We start from the raw sequence: 16,667 nt of genomic DNA, 5'->3' as shown, positions 1-16,667 counted from the left end.
CGTCTATTTCGCCTTACTCGCCGGTAAGTTGACCCGCCGCGCCGAACGTGATCCGGATCAGGGGGATGTGCCCGTGGCCCGGGAGCGCAGCCGCAACGCGCGCAGCACCGCCTCGGTGGCGAAGCGGCTCTCGGGATCGACGAGTTGGTCACCGAAGATGGTCTCCAGGCTCCGCATGCGGTAGCGCACGGTCTGCGGGTGGACATCCAGCAGGGCGCCCATCTGGGCCGCGGTGCCCCGGGTGTCGAGCCAGATCCGCAGCGTCTCGACCAGCCGGTCGCGGCGGGTGGCGCTGATCCCCGCGACGGCGGCCAGCTCCCGCTGGGCGAGCTGGTCCAGCAGGGCCGGGTCGGACAGCAGCCACAGGGTGGTGAGGTGGTCCTCGCAGTGGATCAGCGGTGCGTCGTCGATCACGCCGGAGTCGACGAGCTCCAGGACCCGGCGGGCCCAGCGGACCGACTCGCAGGCCAGCGCCGTGGGCACGGTCAGCCCGATCGCCGCGCGGCCGGCCGGCAGGGCCTGTTCCAGCATCGATCTTCGTGCGTCGTCCAGCGCTCCGGGGATCAGCAGGTGCGGCTGCGGGGCGCTGAGATCGACGAGGAGGTCGCGGTCCGCGCTGAGCCGGTCCAGCTCCGCCGGGGCGCGGACGGCGATCAGCGTGACCTCTTCCGGCAGCGCCCACCCGACCTGCTCGCACAGGTCCGCGACGGCGCTGCCGGGGGCCGGGCCGGCGAGGATGAGGTGGAGCAGGCGGCGGCGCAACGCCTCGCTGTGCTCGCCCGACTGGGACCGCACCTCCTGGAATCCCTCCCGGGAAAGCGATTCCAGTTCATCGACGTAGGCGAAGAGCGCGTCGGCGAAGCTGAGCATCAGGGTGGGGGACAGGTGGTAGCTCTGCCCGACCTTCTTCGCGCGCCGCAGGGCCACCCGTGCGCCCAGCCGGTAGGCACCCTGGAGGGTGTCCATGCTCCTGCCCTCGTACGCCTCGAACCGTCCGAAGCGCCGGCACATGTCGTCGCGGAGCGTGGTGGAGGAGGAGGGCTCGGCCACCAGATCGACGAAGGAGGCGAGGCTCTGCTCCACGCCCACCCGGATGGCCTGCCCGTTCGGGCCGTCGAGCAGGCGGGCGTATTCCGGATAGGCCCGGGTGACCTCCACGCCGATTTCCTTGATGAGGCTGGGCAGTTCGGGCCGCATGATCGCCGCGAATTCCTGGGGGAGCGGCCCCAGCGGGTCTTCGGTATCCAACGGCTGTATGAGATGTGGCATGACAGGTCCCCTTGCTCTCGGCGCCCGGTGGTGGGGTGAGGCGGTGGGGGGAAAGCGCTCCCACGAACCGACAGGTGCGTACCAAGTTCGCGACGAAGATAGACCAACGAACAGGCACTGCACACCACTTGGGCAAGATCGAAGTGCAGGGGGCACACATCCCGGCCGCACTGTGCGACTTCCGTGCAGGTCGGGCGGCACTACGCGCTTTCGGACAATGAATTTCGGCCGCGTGCTCCGGTGGTGACAACAAAGCCGTTCCCCTGTGCGGAGATGTTCCCGGTGTGATGTCCGCGGTGTCGGTCGATCCTTGGGGTGAACGGGCGCGCAAGCGGCTCACCACGGCGAATGTGGGCGGGTGGCCGGTCTTCGGTGAGTATTTTCGGCCGAGTGGCTGATTTACGCGCCATCCGCGAGTGCGTGGAGGCGGGGCGTCCGTCACCCCCGCCTCCGTGGGGCCGCGTACGCACGGCGCGCGGGGTTCCGGCCGCCGCTGCGCAATTCCCTGCCCCCGGGTGCGCATTCCTTGACAAGGAGATGGTGTCCCGATGCTCATTTCCGGATCAAAAAGAGTGCGATGCAAAGAATCTTAGACGGACGGATTGTGTCGCCCGGTTTCCCGCGAGTAACATCACGCCTCGATCAATTCGGTCACGGAATCTGCCCGAAATTTGATGCTCCGATCCTCCGCCCCCGGGCCCACCCGAGGCTCCCGCACCGTCGAGAAGTCGTCGCGGTGCGGGCTCGCATTGCGGAACCGCTCAACTTCGTGCACGAGGCCGCGCCACGGCGGCCGACAGAGGGGACGACATGAGATCCGTTTCCAATCGAACCCGCGTAGGTCTGCTCGCGGCGTTCACGGCATTCAGTGCTCTGCTCTCCACCGGCTCGGCCGCCGCCGCCACCCAGCTCAACGGCGACTGGGCGCCCTTCGACCGCTGCCCGGTCGACGCGGCCCCCATGCTGGCCGCGGACGGCCTCAACACCATCGCGACCTGCATAGCGTCGAGCTCGGCCACCGGAACCATCACGCTGGGCAAGACGAAGGTCTCCACCGGCGCCACCGATCTGCAGCTCGGAGTCATCCAGCGCCCCGGCGGCGCCGCATCGCTGGTGGCCCCTCCCGAGGGGGCGCTGACCGCGGATCCGGCGGAGATCCCCGGTGGGCTGATCGGACTCATGTGTCCCAGCGGAATTCCGCTCGTATCAGCAATCTGCCGTCAGTTGACGGACAACAATCTCAACCGGGTGACGGCCACCATCGAACCGGCCGGAGCGCCACGCGACTTCAATATGAGCGCGGCATTCTCCACCGGTGAGCCCATTCTCACCATCCCGGTCCGCATCCACCTCAAGAATCCGTTCCTCGGTGACAAGTGCTACATCGGGACCACGTCCAACCCGGTGCTCCTGAAGCCCCGGAACGTGACGGCTCCGACCCTCTCGCTGCAGCGGTTCTCGGCCGACGGCACCTCGAACGACGACGAGGGCGAGATGGGGCGCTACACCTTCGACGGTGCCGACCAGGGTGACGCCACGTTCGCCGTCCCCGGGGCCAGCGGCTGCGGTGCCGGGCTCCTGGACTGGGCGGTGAATCTCAAGACCGGTCTGCCGTCCGCCGCCGGAAAGAACAGCGTGACGCTCGACGCCACCACGACGTACTTCGGCAGCCCCTACGACCCCGCCGGCCTCGCGCCGAACGAGGGCAGGAAGCTGTCCGAGTTCTGGCACTCCGCGAAGCGGTAGCCCCGGTCCCGATCGGCCGGGCCCGCCCTGACGCCGAGTACCGAGGAGGTGATGCGCGACCCTCCCCCCATTCCCTGTCCGCGCACCTCGACACGAGCCGGTGCCGTGGACCCGCCGAGTGCCGCACCGTCCGGCACGGCGAGCAACCGAGCAAGCGCCTGGTCCAGTCACGTTCAGTCCAATCCCCAACGGGACGAGAAAAGGGAGTACCCCATGTTCAAGCGAACCGGTGTCCTGACCGCGATCGGTGCCGCCGCGGCATCCGTCGTCCTGGCCGCCCCGTCGGCCGTCGCCGCGCCGACCAGCTGGACGATCAGCCCGACCGGTGCCTTCAAGGGCACCGCCGGAGTGACCGTCCTGACCGACAACAACGGCAACAAGATCCAGTGCGCGACGTCCGCCGCCTCGGGCTCGGCGCCGACCTCCCCGGTCGCCGGGAGCCCGGCCAAGCTCGCGTCGATCTCGGCGATCTCGTTCAACTCGCCGTGCACCGGGCCGTTCAGCTCGACGTGGACGGTGACCACCACGCCGCCGTGGGAGATCTGGGGCCTGGACTACGCGGCGGGCGCCGGCACCAACTCCACGGGCCAGGTGACCGGTGAGATCAGAGCGATCAAGGCGAAGGTGTCCGGGAACAGCGTCCTCGGCCCGTGCACCTTCGACGTGACCGGCAAGGTCGCGGCCAAGTACAACAACCCGACCCTGAACGGGAGTAACGGCACCCTCAACACCGCGGGCGGCGGGCTCACCCTGACCATCGCCAACAAGGTCGGCGGCGGCTGCGGCATCGTCGGCACCACCGCCAGCTTCCAGGGCCTGTACACCATCGTGAACACGGCATCGGGCAAGTCCCCGGTCATCAGCGGGTGACCCACCGCCGATGACGTCCCGTACCTGAGCGTCGTGCCCGGCCGTGCGCACCCGACGGCCGGGCACGACGGCGAGCGGGGTGCGGGGTGCGGGGCGCGGGGTGCGCTCCGCCGGCGTAGGCCGGAGCCGCACGATCCGCTCCGCCGGCGTAGGCCGGAGCCGCACGTGCCGCTCCACCGCACCGGCCCGGCACGCCCCGTTTCGCGCACCCGCCGACAAGAGCGCGGCCGGGGATTGTCACCGGCTGCCAAAGTCCGAGCCCCCGTGATCCGAAGGGAAGCCCGGCCCTTCCCAGGCGTCGTCGGCGTGCGTACCGTACCCGTCGGTAGGGGCCGTATCCCCGTCCGGACGACGTACGGCCGAGCCCGGACGACGTACCGCCGAAACCTGGCCGATGTACCACAGAAGCCCGCCCCACGTACCGCCGAAGCCCGTCCGACGTCCGTTCGAACTCCGCTCGACGTCCGCCCGCAGGCCGTTGCCGAGAAGTGGACCCGCTTTCCGCAGTCAGCCCCGGGCCCACGCGCGCCGGAAGGACACATCCGTATGACCGTCGATGCACGCGCCGCAGCGAGACGACCGATCCACTGGGCCGTGGGCGGGGCGCTCGTCGTCGCCACCGCGCTCGTCCCCAGCGCCGAGTCGGCCGCCGCGGAACAGACCTCGGAGGTCGCCCTCCGCTACGCCTGCCCGTTCCCCTCCGGGCCCGAGGAAGTGGACGTCGTCGTCTCGGCGGTGCTTCCCACCTCGGTCCGCACGGGCGGGGAGATCCGCCCGTCCCAGGTCTCCGTCGAGGTGAACCTGGAGCCCACGGCGCTCGCCCGGTTCGGGGAGCTGGACGCCGCCACCCTGTCGGCCGTCGCGCGGCTCACCGTCCGCAACACCGTCGGCGACCGGTCCGCCGACGCCTCCTGGCAGGATCTGACCGCTCCGCCCGTCGCCCTGCCCGGGCCCGACGGGGGCGGCCTGGCCCTGACCGCGACCGGTGACGTGCCGACGGTCTCCTTCGGCAGCCCCGGCCGCGCGACGCTGGCCCCCGCCGAGCTCGCCCTCTCGCTGTCCTCGCTCACCGGCGCCGGCGAGCCGACCACGCCCCCCGGGCTCGACGTCACCTGTGAACCGGCCCCGGGCCAGGAACCCGAACTCGCCGCGATCACCGTCCGCGGCGACGGCGACCCCACGGCCCCCGCTCCGCAGCCGTCGGCGAACGACCCCGCACCGGACCCGGCCCCCACCCGGCGGGCCGAGGGCCTGTCGCCCGGCGCCCGGGAGAAGATCGACGCCCTCACCGACGAACGGCTCGCGGCCCTGGACGGCGAGGACCCGGGCAGCTGCCCGATCGAGATCCCGCCCGAGTGGGTGATGACCACCGCCGAGACCTACGCGGCCGGCTTCGCCAACGCCGCCAAGCTGGACGGCGCGGCGGCGCTGGGGCCCGCGTTCATGAAGGTGGTGCTCAACAAGCGCTACATCAACGACTCCTGCGCCTCGACCGTCGACGTCAGCTCGGAGGTGAACTTCGACTACCAGGGGCGCCGGCAACTCCCCCCGACGAAGGCCACGTTCCTCAGCTACGGCTTCATGCCGACGACCGCGACCATGACGCTGGAGCAGGTCGGCCCGCCGGCCGCGATCCACACCCACACGGTCACCAACACGCCCACCTATCCGGAGGAGACGACCGTCACGGCCCAGCTCGTGATGCGGCTCTCCGACGTCGAGGTGAACGGCGTCCCCCTGGACGTGGGCCCCGACTGCCGCACGGCACGCCCCTTCGAGCAGGTGCTGAGAGGGTACGGCCAGAGCTATCCGCCGGCCGGCTACCTCGTGGCGACCGGCGGCAGCCTGACCGGGTACGCCCACATCCCGCCGTTCGAGGGCTGCGGTGCGGGCGAGGACCTCGACCCGATCTTCACCTCGGCCATCTCCAGCCCGGGCAAGAAGGCCGACAACTACACGAAGATGACGCAGGCGCCCCTGTGCGTGGCCACGAACCCGGAAGGGCCGGACTGCCCGCCGAGGGTGCCCGACCCCGAGCGCTGACCCGAACACCCCCGAGCGCTGACCCGAAACACCCCCGAGCCCTTTCGGTTTCCCGACCGGGAGGGCTCTTTCCTGCCCACCGACCGCCGTGTGATTCCTCATCATCCGACAGGTTTGACACGCGTATTACTCACCCGTTAACAACTCTTCGCCCCGCGTGAATTCTCGCCGAGGAAAGTCTGTACCCAGTATTGCGAAGTCAGGTTACCGGCCCGTAGCGTCCCAAGCGTGCCGATCGAAACCGACTGCGTGCCTGTTCGGCAGGCACACCCGGGCCCGGTTCGCTCCGCTCCGGCCCAGGGGTGCCCCGGACCAACCGCCCACTGCTTGCGCAGATTCCGACAAGGACGGGAACCTGCCTTGTCACCGAATGACAAGTGATCCATTCTCAGCCCCGCGTTCGCCGATCTTCGCTGTTCAACGGCTTGCCCTGGCGGTTTCGGCGGACATAACGTGCGCCCCCTGGTGCATGTGTGACGAGCCGCCATCGCTTTTATCAGAGCCGGAGCGCCAATCGATGAACACGTTCACCGCCACTTCGAGGGAGGGCCGATGGGAATCGAAGTAGTCGTCGAGGGCCTGACGAAGTCCTTCGGCAAGCAGAACATCTGGCAGGACGTCAGCCTCACCCTGCCCGCCGGTGAAGTGAGCGTCATGCTCGGTCCTTCCGGGACCGGAAAGACCGTCTTCCTGAAATCCATCATCGGGCTGCTCAAGCCCGAACAGGGACGCGTCCTCATCAACGGCGTCGACATGGTGAACAGCTCCGAGCGCGACATCATGGAGACCCGGAAACTCTTCGGCCTCATGTTCCAGGACGGTGCCCTCTTCGGCTCGATGTCGCTCTTCGACAACATCGCCTTCCCGTTGCGCGAGCACACCCGCAAGAAGGAATCCGAGATCCGCCGCATCGTCATGGAGCGCATCGACATCGTCGGCCTCCTCGGTGCCGAGGGAAAGCTGCCGGGCGAGATATCCGGCGGCATGCGCAAGCGCGCCGGCCTCGCCCGCGCCCTGGTCCTGGACCCGCAGATCATCCTCTGCGACGAGCCGGACTCCGGCCTCGACCCGGTCCGCACCGCCTACCTGTCGCAACTCCTCATCGACCTCAACGCGCAGATCGACGCGACGATGCTCATCGTCACCCACAACCTCGACATCGCGGCGACCGTCCCCGACAACATGGGGATGCTGTTCTGCCGCAACCTCGTCACCTTCGGCCCGCGCGAGGTGCTCCTCACCAGCGACACCCCGGTCGTCTCCCAGTTCCTCGCCGGACGCCGCGAAGGCCCCATCGGCATGTCCGAGGAGAAGGACGCCGCCACCCTCGCCGCCGAGCAGCAGGCCGACACCGCCCCGCTCCGGACCGGGCCCCGCACCGTCGTCCCCCAGCTGGAGCCCTCGCCCGGGATGCCCGTACGCCAGGGCGCGCTGCGCCGCCGGGAGCGGGTCATGGCGATGATGGGCCAGCTGCCGGAGGCCGCCCGTACGGCGATCCTCGACAGCTACACCCCGGTCGCGGGAGGTGCGCGCGCGTGACCGCCCCGATGCCGGTGCGGCCGCCCGAGCCGCCCGAGAAGCCCCCGCCGCCCCCCGACCCCGGGGCGACCGCACCGCCCGCGCCCGAACAGCGGCGGCCCTCCCGGCTGCTCGCCCCGCTCCGCGAGACCGGGAAGCTCTTCGCGCTCGCCGTCGCGGTGGCCCGGGCGATCTTCCGCCGCCCCTTCCAGGTGCGCGAGTTCATCGAGCAGTTCTGGTTCGTCGCGAGCGTCACGATCCTGCCCGCCGCCCTCGTCTCCATCCCCTTCGGCGCGGTCATCGCCCTTCAGGTCGGCTCCCTCACCCAGCAGCTCGGCGCCCAGTCCTTCACCGGCGGCGCCAGCGTCCTGGCGGTGATCCAGCAGGCGAGCCCGATCATCGTGGCGCTGCTGATCTCCGGGGCCGCCGGATCCGCGATCTGCGCCGACCTCGGCTCCCGCAAGATCCGCGAGGAACTCGACGCGATGGAGGTCATGGGCGTCTCGCCCATCCAGCGTCTCGTCGTCCCCCGGGTGCTCGCCACCATGCTCGTCGCCGTCCTGCTCAACGGCCTGATCTCCGTGGTCGGCACCCTCGGCGGCTACTTCTTCAACGTGATCATGCAGGACGGCACCCCGGGCGCGTACCTCGCGAGCTTCTCCGCCCTCGCCCAGCTGCCCGACCTCTACATCAGCGAGTTCAAGGCCCTGATCTTCGGCTTCATCGCGGGCATCGTCGCCGCCCACCGGGGCCTCAACCCGCGCGGCGGCCCCAAGGGCGTCGGCGACGCGGTCAACCAGTCCGTCGTCATCACCTTCATGCTGCTGTTCTTCGTGAACATGGTCCTCACGGCGATCTACCTCCAGATCGTCCCCGCGAAGGGGAGCTGACCCATGGCGATGCTCAGCTGGCTCGACCGATCGGGCGACCAACTCACCTTCTACGTCAAGGCGCTCGTCTGGATCCCGCGCACCCTGCGCCGCTATCTGCGCGAGGTGCAGCGGCTGCTGGCCGAGGTCGCCTTCGGCAGCGGCGGACTCGGCGTCATCGGCGGCACCATCGGCGTGATGGTCGCCATGACCCTGTTCACCGGCACCGTCGTCGGACTCCAGGGCTACGCGGCCCTCAACCAGATCGGCACCTCGGCGTTCACCGGGTTCATCTCCGCCTACTTCAACACCCGGGAGATCGCCCCCCTGGTCGCGGGCCTCGCCCTCTCCGCCACCGTCGGCGCGGGCTTCACCGCCCAGCTCGGCGCGATGCGGATCAACGAGGAGATCGACGCCCTGGAGGCGATGGGCGTCCGCTCCATGCCCTACCTCGTCACCACCCGGATCATCGCCGGAGTCGTCGCGATCATCCCGCTGTACGCGATCGGGCTGCTCTCCTCGTACGTCGCCTCCCGCTGGATCACCATCTTCTTCAACGGGCAGTCGGCGGGCACCTACGACCACTACTTCAATCTCTTCCTCTCCCCCGAGGACGTGCTGCTGTCGGTGCTCAAGGTACTGATCTTCAGCGTGCTGGTGATCCTCGCCCACTGCTACTACGGCTTCCACGCCACCGGCGGCCCGGCCGGAGTGGGTGTGGCGGTCGGCCGGTCGGTGCGCAACGCCATCGTCCTCATCAGCGTCACCGACTTCTTCCTCTCGCTCGCCATCTGGGGCGCCACGACGACGGTGAAGGTGGCCGGCTGATGCGCACCTCCAGCACCTCCAGCACCGCCCGCACGGTCCGCCGACGCCTGGCCGGAGTCACCTTCCTGGTGGTGCCCGCCGTCCTGGTGTGGGTCTCGGTCTCCGTGTACGAGAAGGACTTCACCGACGACGCCACGGTCACCGTCCGCACCGGCGCGGTCGGCAACGAGATGCACGACAACGCCGACGTGAAGCTGCGCGGCGTCGTCATCGGACAGGTCCGCTCCATCGCCACCGACGGCGACGGCGCCCGCCTCACCCTGGCCATCGACCGGGACAGGCTCGATCAGGTGCCCGCCGACGTCACCGCCCAGATGCTGCCCACCACCCTCTTCGGCGCGCGGTTCGTCGCGCTCGTCCCGCCCCGCATCCCCACGGGCACCACCCTGCGGGCCGGGGCGGTCATCCCGCAGGACCGCTCCAGCAACGCCATCGAGCTGGAACAGGTCCTGGACAACGTCCTGCCGCTGCTGACCGCCGTGAAGCCCGAGAAGCTCTCCGCCACCCTCAACGCCGTCTCCCAGGCGCTGGAGGGACGGGGGACACGCCTCGGCGAGACGCTGACCACGCTGGACGGCCACCTGAAGAAGTTCAACCCCCACCTCCCCACCCTCAACGCCGACATCAAGGAACTCGTCAAGGTGAGCACGCTGTACGCGGATGCCGCGCCGGACGTCCTCGACGCGCTGACCGACGCCACGGTCACCAGCTCCACCCTCGCCGACCAGGAAGCGAGGCTCGCCGGGCTCTACGGCACCACCACGGCCGCCGCGCAGGACACGACCTCCTTCCTGCGGGAGAACAAGGACAACCTCATCCGGCTCTCCGCCGTCGGCCGCCCCTCCCTCGAACTCCTCGCCGAATACGCCGAGTCGTTCCCCTGCACGCTGCGGACCATGGCCGGCTTCGTGCCCGCCATGGACAAGGCGCTGGGCAAGGGAACCGACCGACCGGGGCTGCATGTGTCGATCAAGTCCGTGCCCTCCAAGGGCAAATACCTCCCCGGCAAGGACACCCCGGTCTACAGCGCGAGCGGCGGGCCCGCCTGCTACTCGGTGCCGTACGTCGGCAAGCACGCCCCGACCGCCGACACCCGCCGCGCCACCGATGTCACCGCGCCCCCCGCGGACCCGGGCGGCGACGCCGGCGCCGGCCTCGGACTGCCCAACTCGCCCCAGGAGTCCCGGCTCGTCAACGAACTGGTCGCGCCCTCGCTGAAGGCCCGCCCCGGAGACCTGGCCGACTGGAGCAGCGTCCTCATCGGCCCGGCCTTCCGCGGTGCGGAGGTGAAGCTCAAGTGAAACGCCGCTCGCTCGCGGGACCGGTCACCAAGTCCCTCGTCTTCATCGTCGTCACCGTGCTGGCCACCACCGTCCTCGGGCTCTCCATCGCCAACAAGGGCGTCGGGGACACCACCACGTACCGGGCCCGGTTCACCGACGCCACCGGCCTCATCCCGGGCGACAGCGTCCGGATCGCCGGAGTCAAGGTCGGCCAGGTCGAATCCGTGAAGGTCGCCGACCGCCGGATCGCCGAGGTCGCCTTCGCCGTACGCAAGGGGCGCAGCCTCCCCGCCTCGGTGACGGCGTCCATCAAATACCTCAACATGGTCGGCCAGCGGTACGTCGACCTCGACCGGGGCCCCGGACCCGTCGGCCGGGCCTTCGCGCCCGGCGACACCATCCCGCTCTCCCGCACCACCCCGGCACTCGACCTCACCCAGCTCTTCAACGGCTTCCAGCCCCTCTTCGAAGGGCTGTCGCCGCCCGACGTCAACCAGCTCGCCGGCTCCATCGTCCAGGTGCTCCAGGGCGAGGGCGGCACCGTCGACAGCATCCTGCGGCACGTCGGCTCGCTCACCACCACCGTCGCCGCGAAGGACAAGGTGATCGGCGAGGTGATCAAGAACCTCAACACGGTCCTCAAGACGGTCAACGACCGGGAGGCCGGCTTCGACGACCTCGTCGTCACCCTGGAGAAGCTCGTCACCGGATTCTCCGGCGACCGCGAACCCCTGGGCGAGGCCATCACCGCGATGGGCGCGCTCACCACCGTCACCGCCGACCTCTTCCAGGACGGCAGGAAGCCGCTCAAGGACGACATCCGCCAACTCGGGCGGCTCAGCGGACAGTTGGAGAAGGGTACTCCCCAGATCGAGAACTTCCTCCAGAAGACCCCGGCCAAGATGGCGGCCATCAGCCGGCTGACGTCCTACGGATCGTGGCTCAACCTCTACCTCTGCGAAGCGAAGGTCAGCGGCGTCACCCACGACGACGGCAGCAAGCCGCCGGGCGGCATCGCGATCACCCAACCGAGGTGCCTGGCATGAGAATCACCCCCATCCGGGAACGCAACCCCGTCGCCGTCGCCGTCGTCGGGCTCCTCGTCCTGACCCTGCTCGGCCTCGCCGCCTGGCGCGCCGACTCCCTGCCCTTCGTCCAGGACGGCACCTCCTACAGCGCCGACTTCACCGAATCCGCCGGGCTCACCGACGGCGACGAGGTGCGCATCGCCGGAGTGAAGGTCGGCGAGGTCACCGGCGTCTCCCTCGACGGCGCGAAGGTCCGCGTCGACTTCCGGGTGAGAGGCGCCTGGATCGGCGACTCCTCCACCGTCGGCATCGCCGTCAAGACCCTGCTCGGCGAGAAGTACCTCGCCGTCGACCCCCTCGGCGACGCCCCGCAGGACCCCGGCTCCCGCATCACCGCGAGCCGCACCACCTCCCCGTACGACGTCACCCAGGCGTTCAACGGCCTCGGCGAGACCATCGGGGAGATCGACACCGAACAGCTCGCCAAGAGCTTCGAGACGATCTCCGCCACCTTCAAGGACTCCCCGCCGCACGTCCGGAGCGCCGCGGACGGGCTCTCCGCCCTCTCCCGTACGGTCTCCGGACGCGACGCCCAGCTCGCCACCCTGCTCCGCAACAGCAAGAAGCTCACCAAGACCCTCGCCGGGAAGAAGAGCAGCTTCGAAACGCTCCTGGAGGACGGGAACCTGCTGCTCGGCGAGATCCGGGCCCGCCGCGACTCCATCCACCTGCTGCTCACCGGCACCCGCGACCTCGGTACCCAGCTCACCGGACTCGTCCGGGACAACGACAAGCAGCTCGGGCCGACGCTGGAGTCCCTCGGCCGGGTCACCGCCGTCCTGGTCAAGAACCGCAAGAGCCTCGACAAGGTCCTCGCCATGACCGGCTCCTACAGCCGGCTCGTCGGCAACACCCTCGGCAGCGGGCGCTGGTTCGACAACTACGTCTGCGGAGTCGTGCCCAAGAACTACCTCCCCGCCGGCACACCCCCGGCGACCGGCTGCATGCCTCCCCGGCAGCAAGGGGGCCGCTGACATGAGACGCATCCGCATCACCGGCATCACCGCCGGACTCGCCCTCGTCGCCGTCGCGGCCGCCACCGGCGTGAGCGCCCTGGAGGAGGACGGGAAGACCACCGTCACGGCCTACTTCGAACGCGCCACCGGTGTCTACGCCGGATCCGACCTGCGGATCCTCGGCGTCAAGGTCGGCACCGTCGCCTCCGTCGAGCCGCGCGGCGAGGAGGTGAAGGTCGTGCTGCGCCTCGACCGGGGCATCGACGTCCCCGAGGACGCCCACGCCGTCGTCGTCGCCCCCAGCCTCGTCGCCGACCGCTACGTCCAGCTCGCCCCGGCCTACGACGGCGGCCCCCGGCTCGCCGACGACGCGGTCCTGCCCGCAGCCCGCAACGCCACCCCCGTCGAGGTCGACGAGCTGTACGCCTCCATCACCGAACTCTCCACCGCCCTCGGCCCGAACGGCGCCAACGCCGACGGGGCGCTCGCCCGGCTCCTGGACACCGGGGCGAAGAACCTCGACGGCAACGGCAAGGCCATCGGGGACTCCATCGAACAGTTCGGAAAAGCTACCAAGACGCTCGACAAGTCCAGCGGCGACCTGTTCGACACCCTGGCCCACCTCCAGACCTTCACCACCATGCTCAAGAAGAACGACGGCAACGTCCGCAGTGCCGAGCAGCAGCTGAACACGGTCACCTCCTTCCTCGCCGACGACAAGAAGAACCTCAGCGCGGCCCTCAAGGAACTCGGCACCGCCCTCGGCCAGGTCAAGACGTTCATCGCCAAGAACCGAGGCGCGCTCAAGACGAACGTCGAGGCGCTGGTGCCCGTCACCCAGGCGCTCGTCGACCAGCGCGCCTCGCTCGCCGAGGCGATGGACACTCTCCCGCTCGCCGCGGGCAACGTCCTGAACGCCTACGACCCCGCCAACCGCACCCTCAACGGGCGCACCAACCTCAACGAACTGTCCATGGGGGGACCGCTCGTCGACCCCGGGGCCGCCTCCGCCGCCGGCCGGCTCACCGGCCTCGCCCCCGTCGACGCGACCCGCCGCGAGGCCCTGCCCGTCCTGCCGCTCCCGGAGGTCGGCACGGTCTACGGCACCCCCGAGAAGCAGCCCGCCAAGGAGCCCGCCAAGGAGTCCGCCAAGGAGTCCGGCAAGGAGAAGGGGGCGCGACGATGAACGACGACGACCGGCGCAGACCCGTCGTACGGGCCGCCGTCGCGGCTGTGTCCCTCCTCGCCACCGGCGCGCTGATCGCCCTGGTCGCGGTCGGCCCCGAGGTCCCCTCCTTCACCGGTATCGAGCAGATCCCGCTGCCCGGCGGCGCGGACCTCGGAGACCGGCCGTACGAGGTCACCGCCGAGTTCGGCGACGTCCTCAGCCTCGCGCCGCAGTCCTCGGTCAAGGTCAACGACGTGGCCGTGGGGCGCGTCACGAAGATCGCGCTGGCCCCGGACGGCTGGCGGGCCCGGGTCACCATGCGGGTCAACGGGAAGATCAAGCTCCCCGCGAACTCCTACGCCCGCCTCGAACAGTCCAGCCTGCTCGGCGAGAAGTTCATCCAGCTCGCCCCGCCCCCCGAGGGCACCGCACGCGGGTCGCTCGCCGCCGGCGGCCGCATCCCGCACTCCCGCACCAACCGGAACCCGGAGGTCGAAGAGGTCTTCGGGGCCCTGTCCCTGCTCCTCAACGGGGGCGGCGTCAACCAGCTCAAGACCATCACCACCGAACTCAACAAGGCGCTCGCCGGGCAGGAGCCGCAGATCCGCTCCCTGCTCAACCGGGTCGACACCCTCGTGACCAACCTGGACGGGAACAAGGGCGACATCACCAGGGCCCTGGACGGCGTCAACCGCCTCGCCGCCACGCTCGCCACCCGCAAGCAGGACGTCGGCACGGTCCTCACCGGGCTCAGCCCCGGACTCAAGGTCCTGGAGAAACAGCGCGGTTCGCTGCTGACCATGCTGCGCTCCCTCGACACCCTCTCCACCGTGGCCGTCGACACGATCAACCGGAGCAAAGCCGACATGATCGCCGACCTCAAGGCGCTCGCCCCGACCCTCAAGGCGCTCGCCGACTCCGGCCAGGACCTCCCCGACTCCCTCCAGGTGCTGCTGACCTACCCCTTCACGGACGAGGTGCTGCGCGGCGTCAAGGGCGACTACCTCAACGTCTACCTGGACGTGACGGCCCTGCCCGGTACGCAGATCATCCCCGCCCTCACCCCTGATCCTCCCGGGATTCCGCCGCTGCCCCCGGCCGAGGGCGAGGGCGCGGCGGCCCGGGGTGCGCTGCCCCTGCCGTTGCCCGCCGTGTCGGGAACGCCGAAGACCGGGGCGCCGAAGACCGGGGTGCCGAAGACTCACGCGCCCGACGCGCCGAAGCCCTCGGGGGCCTCGAACCCCGCGAAGGGGGCGACACCGTGATCACCCTCGCCATCCGGCTGAAGAACCTCGCCTTCCTCGTCATCGCCACGCTGGCCCTCGGCTACCTGGGGGTGCGGTACGCCGATCTCGGCCACTATGTCGGACTGCGCAGCTACTACACCGTCACGGTCCAACTCCCGCAGACGGGCGGCCTGTACACCCACTCCAACGTCACCTACCGGGGCGTCTCCGTGGGCCGCGTCGGCCCCATCGAGCTGACCGAGGACGGCGTCGAGGCCGAACTGCGGATCGAGAACGACGCGCCGCCGATCCCGGACAGCCTCACCGCCGTCGTCGCGAACCTGTCGGCGGTCGGCGAGCAGTACGTCGATCTGCGGCCCACCCGCAAGGAGGGGCCGTTCCTGGGCAACGGCTCGGTCATCGACGAGGCCGACACCACCATCCCCGCACCCCCCACCGACGTCCTCACCGGCGTCGACGACCTGGCGAGCAGCGTGGACCTGGAGAGCCTGCGGACCGTCGTCGAGGAGTTCGGGGCCGCCTTCGAGGGGCGGGGCGACGACCTCCAGGTCCTGCTGGACACCGGCGGCGACTTCGTCGAGGCCGCCGACAAGTCCCTGCCGGTCACCACCCGGCTGATGGCCGACGGCGAGCAAGTCCTGCGCACCCAGGCCGAACAGGGGCAGGCACTCAAGGGCTTCGCCTCGGGGGCCAAGGAACTGGCCGCCGAACTCAAGGGCTCCGACGCCGACCTGCGCCGCCTCATCGCGACCACCCCGGACGCCGCCGTCCAGATCAGCGGACTGCTGCGCGACCTGGATCCCGCCTTCGGCGTCGTCGTCGCCAACCTCCTCACCACCTCGGAGGTCGCCGTCACCCGGCAACGGGGCCTGGAGGAACTCCTCGTGAAGCTGCCGGCCGTCGCCGCCGCCGGAGCGAGCGCGGTCGACGACGACGGCGCCCGGTTCGGGATGTCCGTCACCTTCTTCGAACCGCTGCCGTGCACCGCCGGCTACGGCGGCACGGTCTACCGCAACGGCCTCAACACCTCGGACGGGCCCGCCGTGAACACCGCCGCCCGCTGCACGTCCTCACCCGGCACCGGCATCAACGTCCGGGGCAGCGCCAACGCCCCGAAGGGCGGCCCGGTGCCGAAACCGGCCGTTCCGGGCTCCATGAAGTTGCCCGGAACGGCGGACGGCGGGTCCGCGACCGCACAGCCGCCGGCCGAGGGAATGGCCGGGCTGCTGGGTCTGGGAGGCGGCTCATGACCCCCCGCACCCGACGCCGGGCCGGCTGGGCCGTCCTGCTCGTCGCCGCCCTGCTCTGCGGCCTGGGAGCCTGGTCGTACGGGCAGGCGCGCGGCGACCGCTCCCTGTCCTACGCGAAGGCCCGCGACACGGCCCTGGCCGAGGGCAGAGCCCACCTGGCGACGCTGAACAGCCTCGACGGCGAGGACGCGAAGCGGGTCGACGACGGGCTGCGGGCCTGGCTGGACTCCTCCACGGGTCCGCTGCACGACCAGCTGGCGCGGACCCGGAAAGCCGACGCGAAGTCCCTGACGGCCGCGGGCGACACGGCCCGGGGCAAGGTCACCTCGGCGGCGCTGACCGCACTGGACGAGCGCACGGGCACGGCGGAGCTGATCGCCACCGTGGACGTCGAGGTCACCCCGCGCTCCGGCGCGGCCGGCACCCAGCGCAAGCGGTTCGGGGCGACCCTCGCCCGTACGGCCGACGGCTGGAAGGTCAAGGCGCTCACAGCGATCGGAACGGGCGGCGGCCGATGAGACCGCGGGGAGGA

At 70.3% G+C, this 16,667-nt stretch carries 14 protein-coding genes; 13 read left to right on the top strand and 1 reads right to left on the bottom strand.

Annotated elements, in window-relative coordinates; translation table 11 throughout:
• Positions 1–57 precede the first annotated feature (57 nt).
• Positions 58–1,269, bottom strand: a complete 1,212-nt coding sequence (locus AB0F29_RS02350; protein ID WP_361866836.1) for a helix-turn-helix domain-containing protein — start codon at positions 1,267–1,269, stop codon at positions 58–60.
• Between the two features lie 810 nt (positions 1,270–2,079).
• Between AB0F29_RS02350 and AB0F29_RS02345 the strand changes: the two genes are divergently transcribed.
• The 13 genes from AB0F29_RS02345 (at position 2,080) to AB0F29_RS02285 (ending at position 16,653) form a co-directional block, all read left to right on the top strand.
• Complete coding sequence (locus tag AB0F29_RS02345) at positions 2,080–3,015, top strand: hypothetical protein (RefSeq protein WP_361866835.1); 936 nt, start codon at positions 2,080–2,082, stop codon at positions 3,013–3,015.
• A gap of 213 nt (positions 3,016–3,228) precedes the next feature.
• A complete protein-coding gene (locus tag AB0F29_RS02340) occupies positions 3,229–3,885 on the top strand; it encodes a hypothetical protein (RefSeq protein WP_215110640.1) in 657 nt (218 codons plus the stop codon).
• 546 nt (positions 3,886–4,431) lie between these two features.
• Positions 4,432–5,928: a DUF6801 domain-containing protein gene (locus tag AB0F29_RS02335; RefSeq protein ID WP_361866833.1), complete on the top strand. Its 1,497-nt coding sequence runs from the start codon at positions 4,432–4,434 to the stop codon at positions 5,926–5,928.
• A 552-nt stretch (positions 5,929–6,480) separates the two neighbouring features.
• Positions 6,481–7,467: an ATP-binding cassette domain-containing protein gene (locus AB0F29_RS02330; protein WP_361866831.1), complete on the top strand. Its 987-nt coding sequence runs from the start codon at positions 6,481–6,483 to the stop codon at positions 7,465–7,467.
• Positions 7,464–8,336: an ABC transporter permease gene (locus tag AB0F29_RS02325; protein ID WP_361866829.1), complete on the top strand. Its 873-nt coding sequence runs from the start codon at positions 7,464–7,466 to the stop codon at positions 8,334–8,336. The genes AB0F29_RS02330 and AB0F29_RS02325 overlap by 4 nt, the downstream gene beginning before the upstream one ends.
• Positions 8,337–8,339: 3 nt before the next feature.
• Positions 8,340–9,143, top strand: a complete 804-nt coding sequence (locus AB0F29_RS02320; RefSeq protein WP_361866827.1) for an ABC transporter permease — start codon at positions 8,340–8,342, stop codon at positions 9,141–9,143.
• Positions 9,143–10,444, top strand: coding sequence for an MCE family protein (locus AB0F29_RS02315; protein WP_361866825.1), 1,302 nt, complete (start codon positions 9,143–9,145; stop codon positions 10,442–10,444). Before AB0F29_RS02320 ends, AB0F29_RS02315 begins: the two co-directional genes overlap by 1 nt.
• On the top strand, positions 10,441–11,472 hold the full coding sequence (locus AB0F29_RS02310) for an MCE family protein (RefSeq protein WP_361866823.1): 1,032 nt from the start codon (positions 10,441–10,443) through the stop codon (positions 11,470–11,472). The genes AB0F29_RS02315 and AB0F29_RS02310 overlap by 4 nt, the downstream gene beginning before the upstream one ends.
• Positions 11,469–12,488, top strand: a complete 1,020-nt coding sequence (locus AB0F29_RS02305) for an MCE family protein (protein WP_361866821.1) — start codon at positions 11,469–11,471, stop codon at positions 12,486–12,488. The genes AB0F29_RS02310 and AB0F29_RS02305 overlap by 4 nt, the downstream gene beginning before the upstream one ends.
• Before the next feature lies 1 nt (position 12,489).
• Positions 12,490–13,656 carry an MCE family protein gene (locus AB0F29_RS02300; protein WP_361866820.1) on the top strand — a complete coding sequence of 389 codons (1,167 nt, stop codon included), beginning with the start codon at positions 12,490–12,492 and terminating at the stop codon, positions 13,654–13,656.
• Complete coding sequence (locus AB0F29_RS02295; RefSeq protein WP_361866819.1) at positions 13,653–14,903, top strand: MCE family protein; 1,251 nt, start codon at positions 13,653–13,655, stop codon at positions 14,901–14,903. The genes AB0F29_RS02300 and AB0F29_RS02295 overlap by 4 nt, the downstream gene beginning before the upstream one ends.
• On the top strand, positions 14,900–16,135 hold the full coding sequence (locus tag AB0F29_RS02290; RefSeq protein ID WP_361866817.1) for an MlaD family protein: 1,236 nt from the start codon (positions 14,900–14,902) through the stop codon (positions 16,133–16,135). The genes AB0F29_RS02295 and AB0F29_RS02290 overlap by 4 nt, the downstream gene beginning before the upstream one ends.
• Positions 16,132–16,653: a hypothetical protein gene (locus tag AB0F29_RS02285; protein ID WP_361866815.1), complete on the top strand. Its 522-nt coding sequence runs from the start codon at positions 16,132–16,134 to the stop codon at positions 16,651–16,653. The genes AB0F29_RS02290 and AB0F29_RS02285 overlap by 4 nt, the downstream gene beginning before the upstream one ends.
• The last annotated feature ends 14 nt before the right edge of the window (positions 16,654–16,667 follow it).

The sequence above is a fragment of the Streptomyces sp. NPDC026589 genome (assembly GCF_040638385.1).
Taxonomy (GTDB): Bacteria; Actinomycetota; Actinomycetes; order Streptomycetales; family Streptomycetaceae; genus Streptomyces.
Note: the sequence above shows the minus strand (reverse complement) of the source record. Positions and strands in the feature narration are given on the sequence as shown.

What these genes read in the sequence shown, in the direction of transcription:
- AB0F29_RS02350 (WP_361866836.1), bottom strand. Translation starts at nt 1,269, where the DNA reads ATGCCACATCTCATACAGCCGTTGGATACCGAAGACCCGCTGGGGCCG.
- AB0F29_RS02345 (WP_361866835.1), top strand. Translation starts at nt 2,080, where the DNA reads ATGAGATCCGTTTCCAATCGAACCCGCGTAGGTCTGCTCGCGGCGTTC.
- AB0F29_RS02340 (WP_215110640.1), top strand. Translation starts at nt 3,229, where the DNA reads ATGTTCAAGCGAACCGGTGTCCTGACCGCGATCGGTGCCGCCGCGGCA.
- AB0F29_RS02335 (WP_361866833.1), top strand. Translation starts at nt 4,432, where the DNA reads ATGACCGTCGATGCACGCGCCGCAGCGAGACGACCGATCCACTGGGCC.
- AB0F29_RS02330 (WP_361866831.1), top strand. Translation starts at nt 6,481, where the DNA reads ATGGGAATCGAAGTAGTCGTCGAGGGCCTGACGAAGTCCTTCGGCAAG.
- AB0F29_RS02320 (WP_361866827.1), top strand. Translation starts at nt 8,340, where the DNA reads ATGGCGATGCTCAGCTGGCTCGACCGATCGGGCGACCAACTCACCTTC.
- AB0F29_RS02315 (WP_361866825.1), top strand. Translation starts at nt 9,143, where the DNA reads ATGCGCACCTCCAGCACCTCCAGCACCGCCCGCACGGTCCGCCGACGC.
- AB0F29_RS02305 (WP_361866821.1), top strand. Translation starts at nt 11,469, where the DNA reads ATGAGAATCACCCCCATCCGGGAACGCAACCCCGTCGCCGTCGCCGTC.
- AB0F29_RS02300 (WP_361866820.1), top strand. Translation starts at nt 12,490, where the DNA reads ATGAGACGCATCCGCATCACCGGCATCACCGCCGGACTCGCCCTCGTC.
- AB0F29_RS02295 (WP_361866819.1), top strand. Translation starts at nt 13,653, where the DNA reads ATGAACGACGACGACCGGCGCAGACCCGTCGTACGGGCCGCCGTCGCG.
- AB0F29_RS02285 (WP_361866815.1), top strand. Translation starts at nt 16,132, where the DNA reads ATGACCCCCCGCACCCGACGCCGGGCCGGCTGGGCCGTCCTGCTCGTC.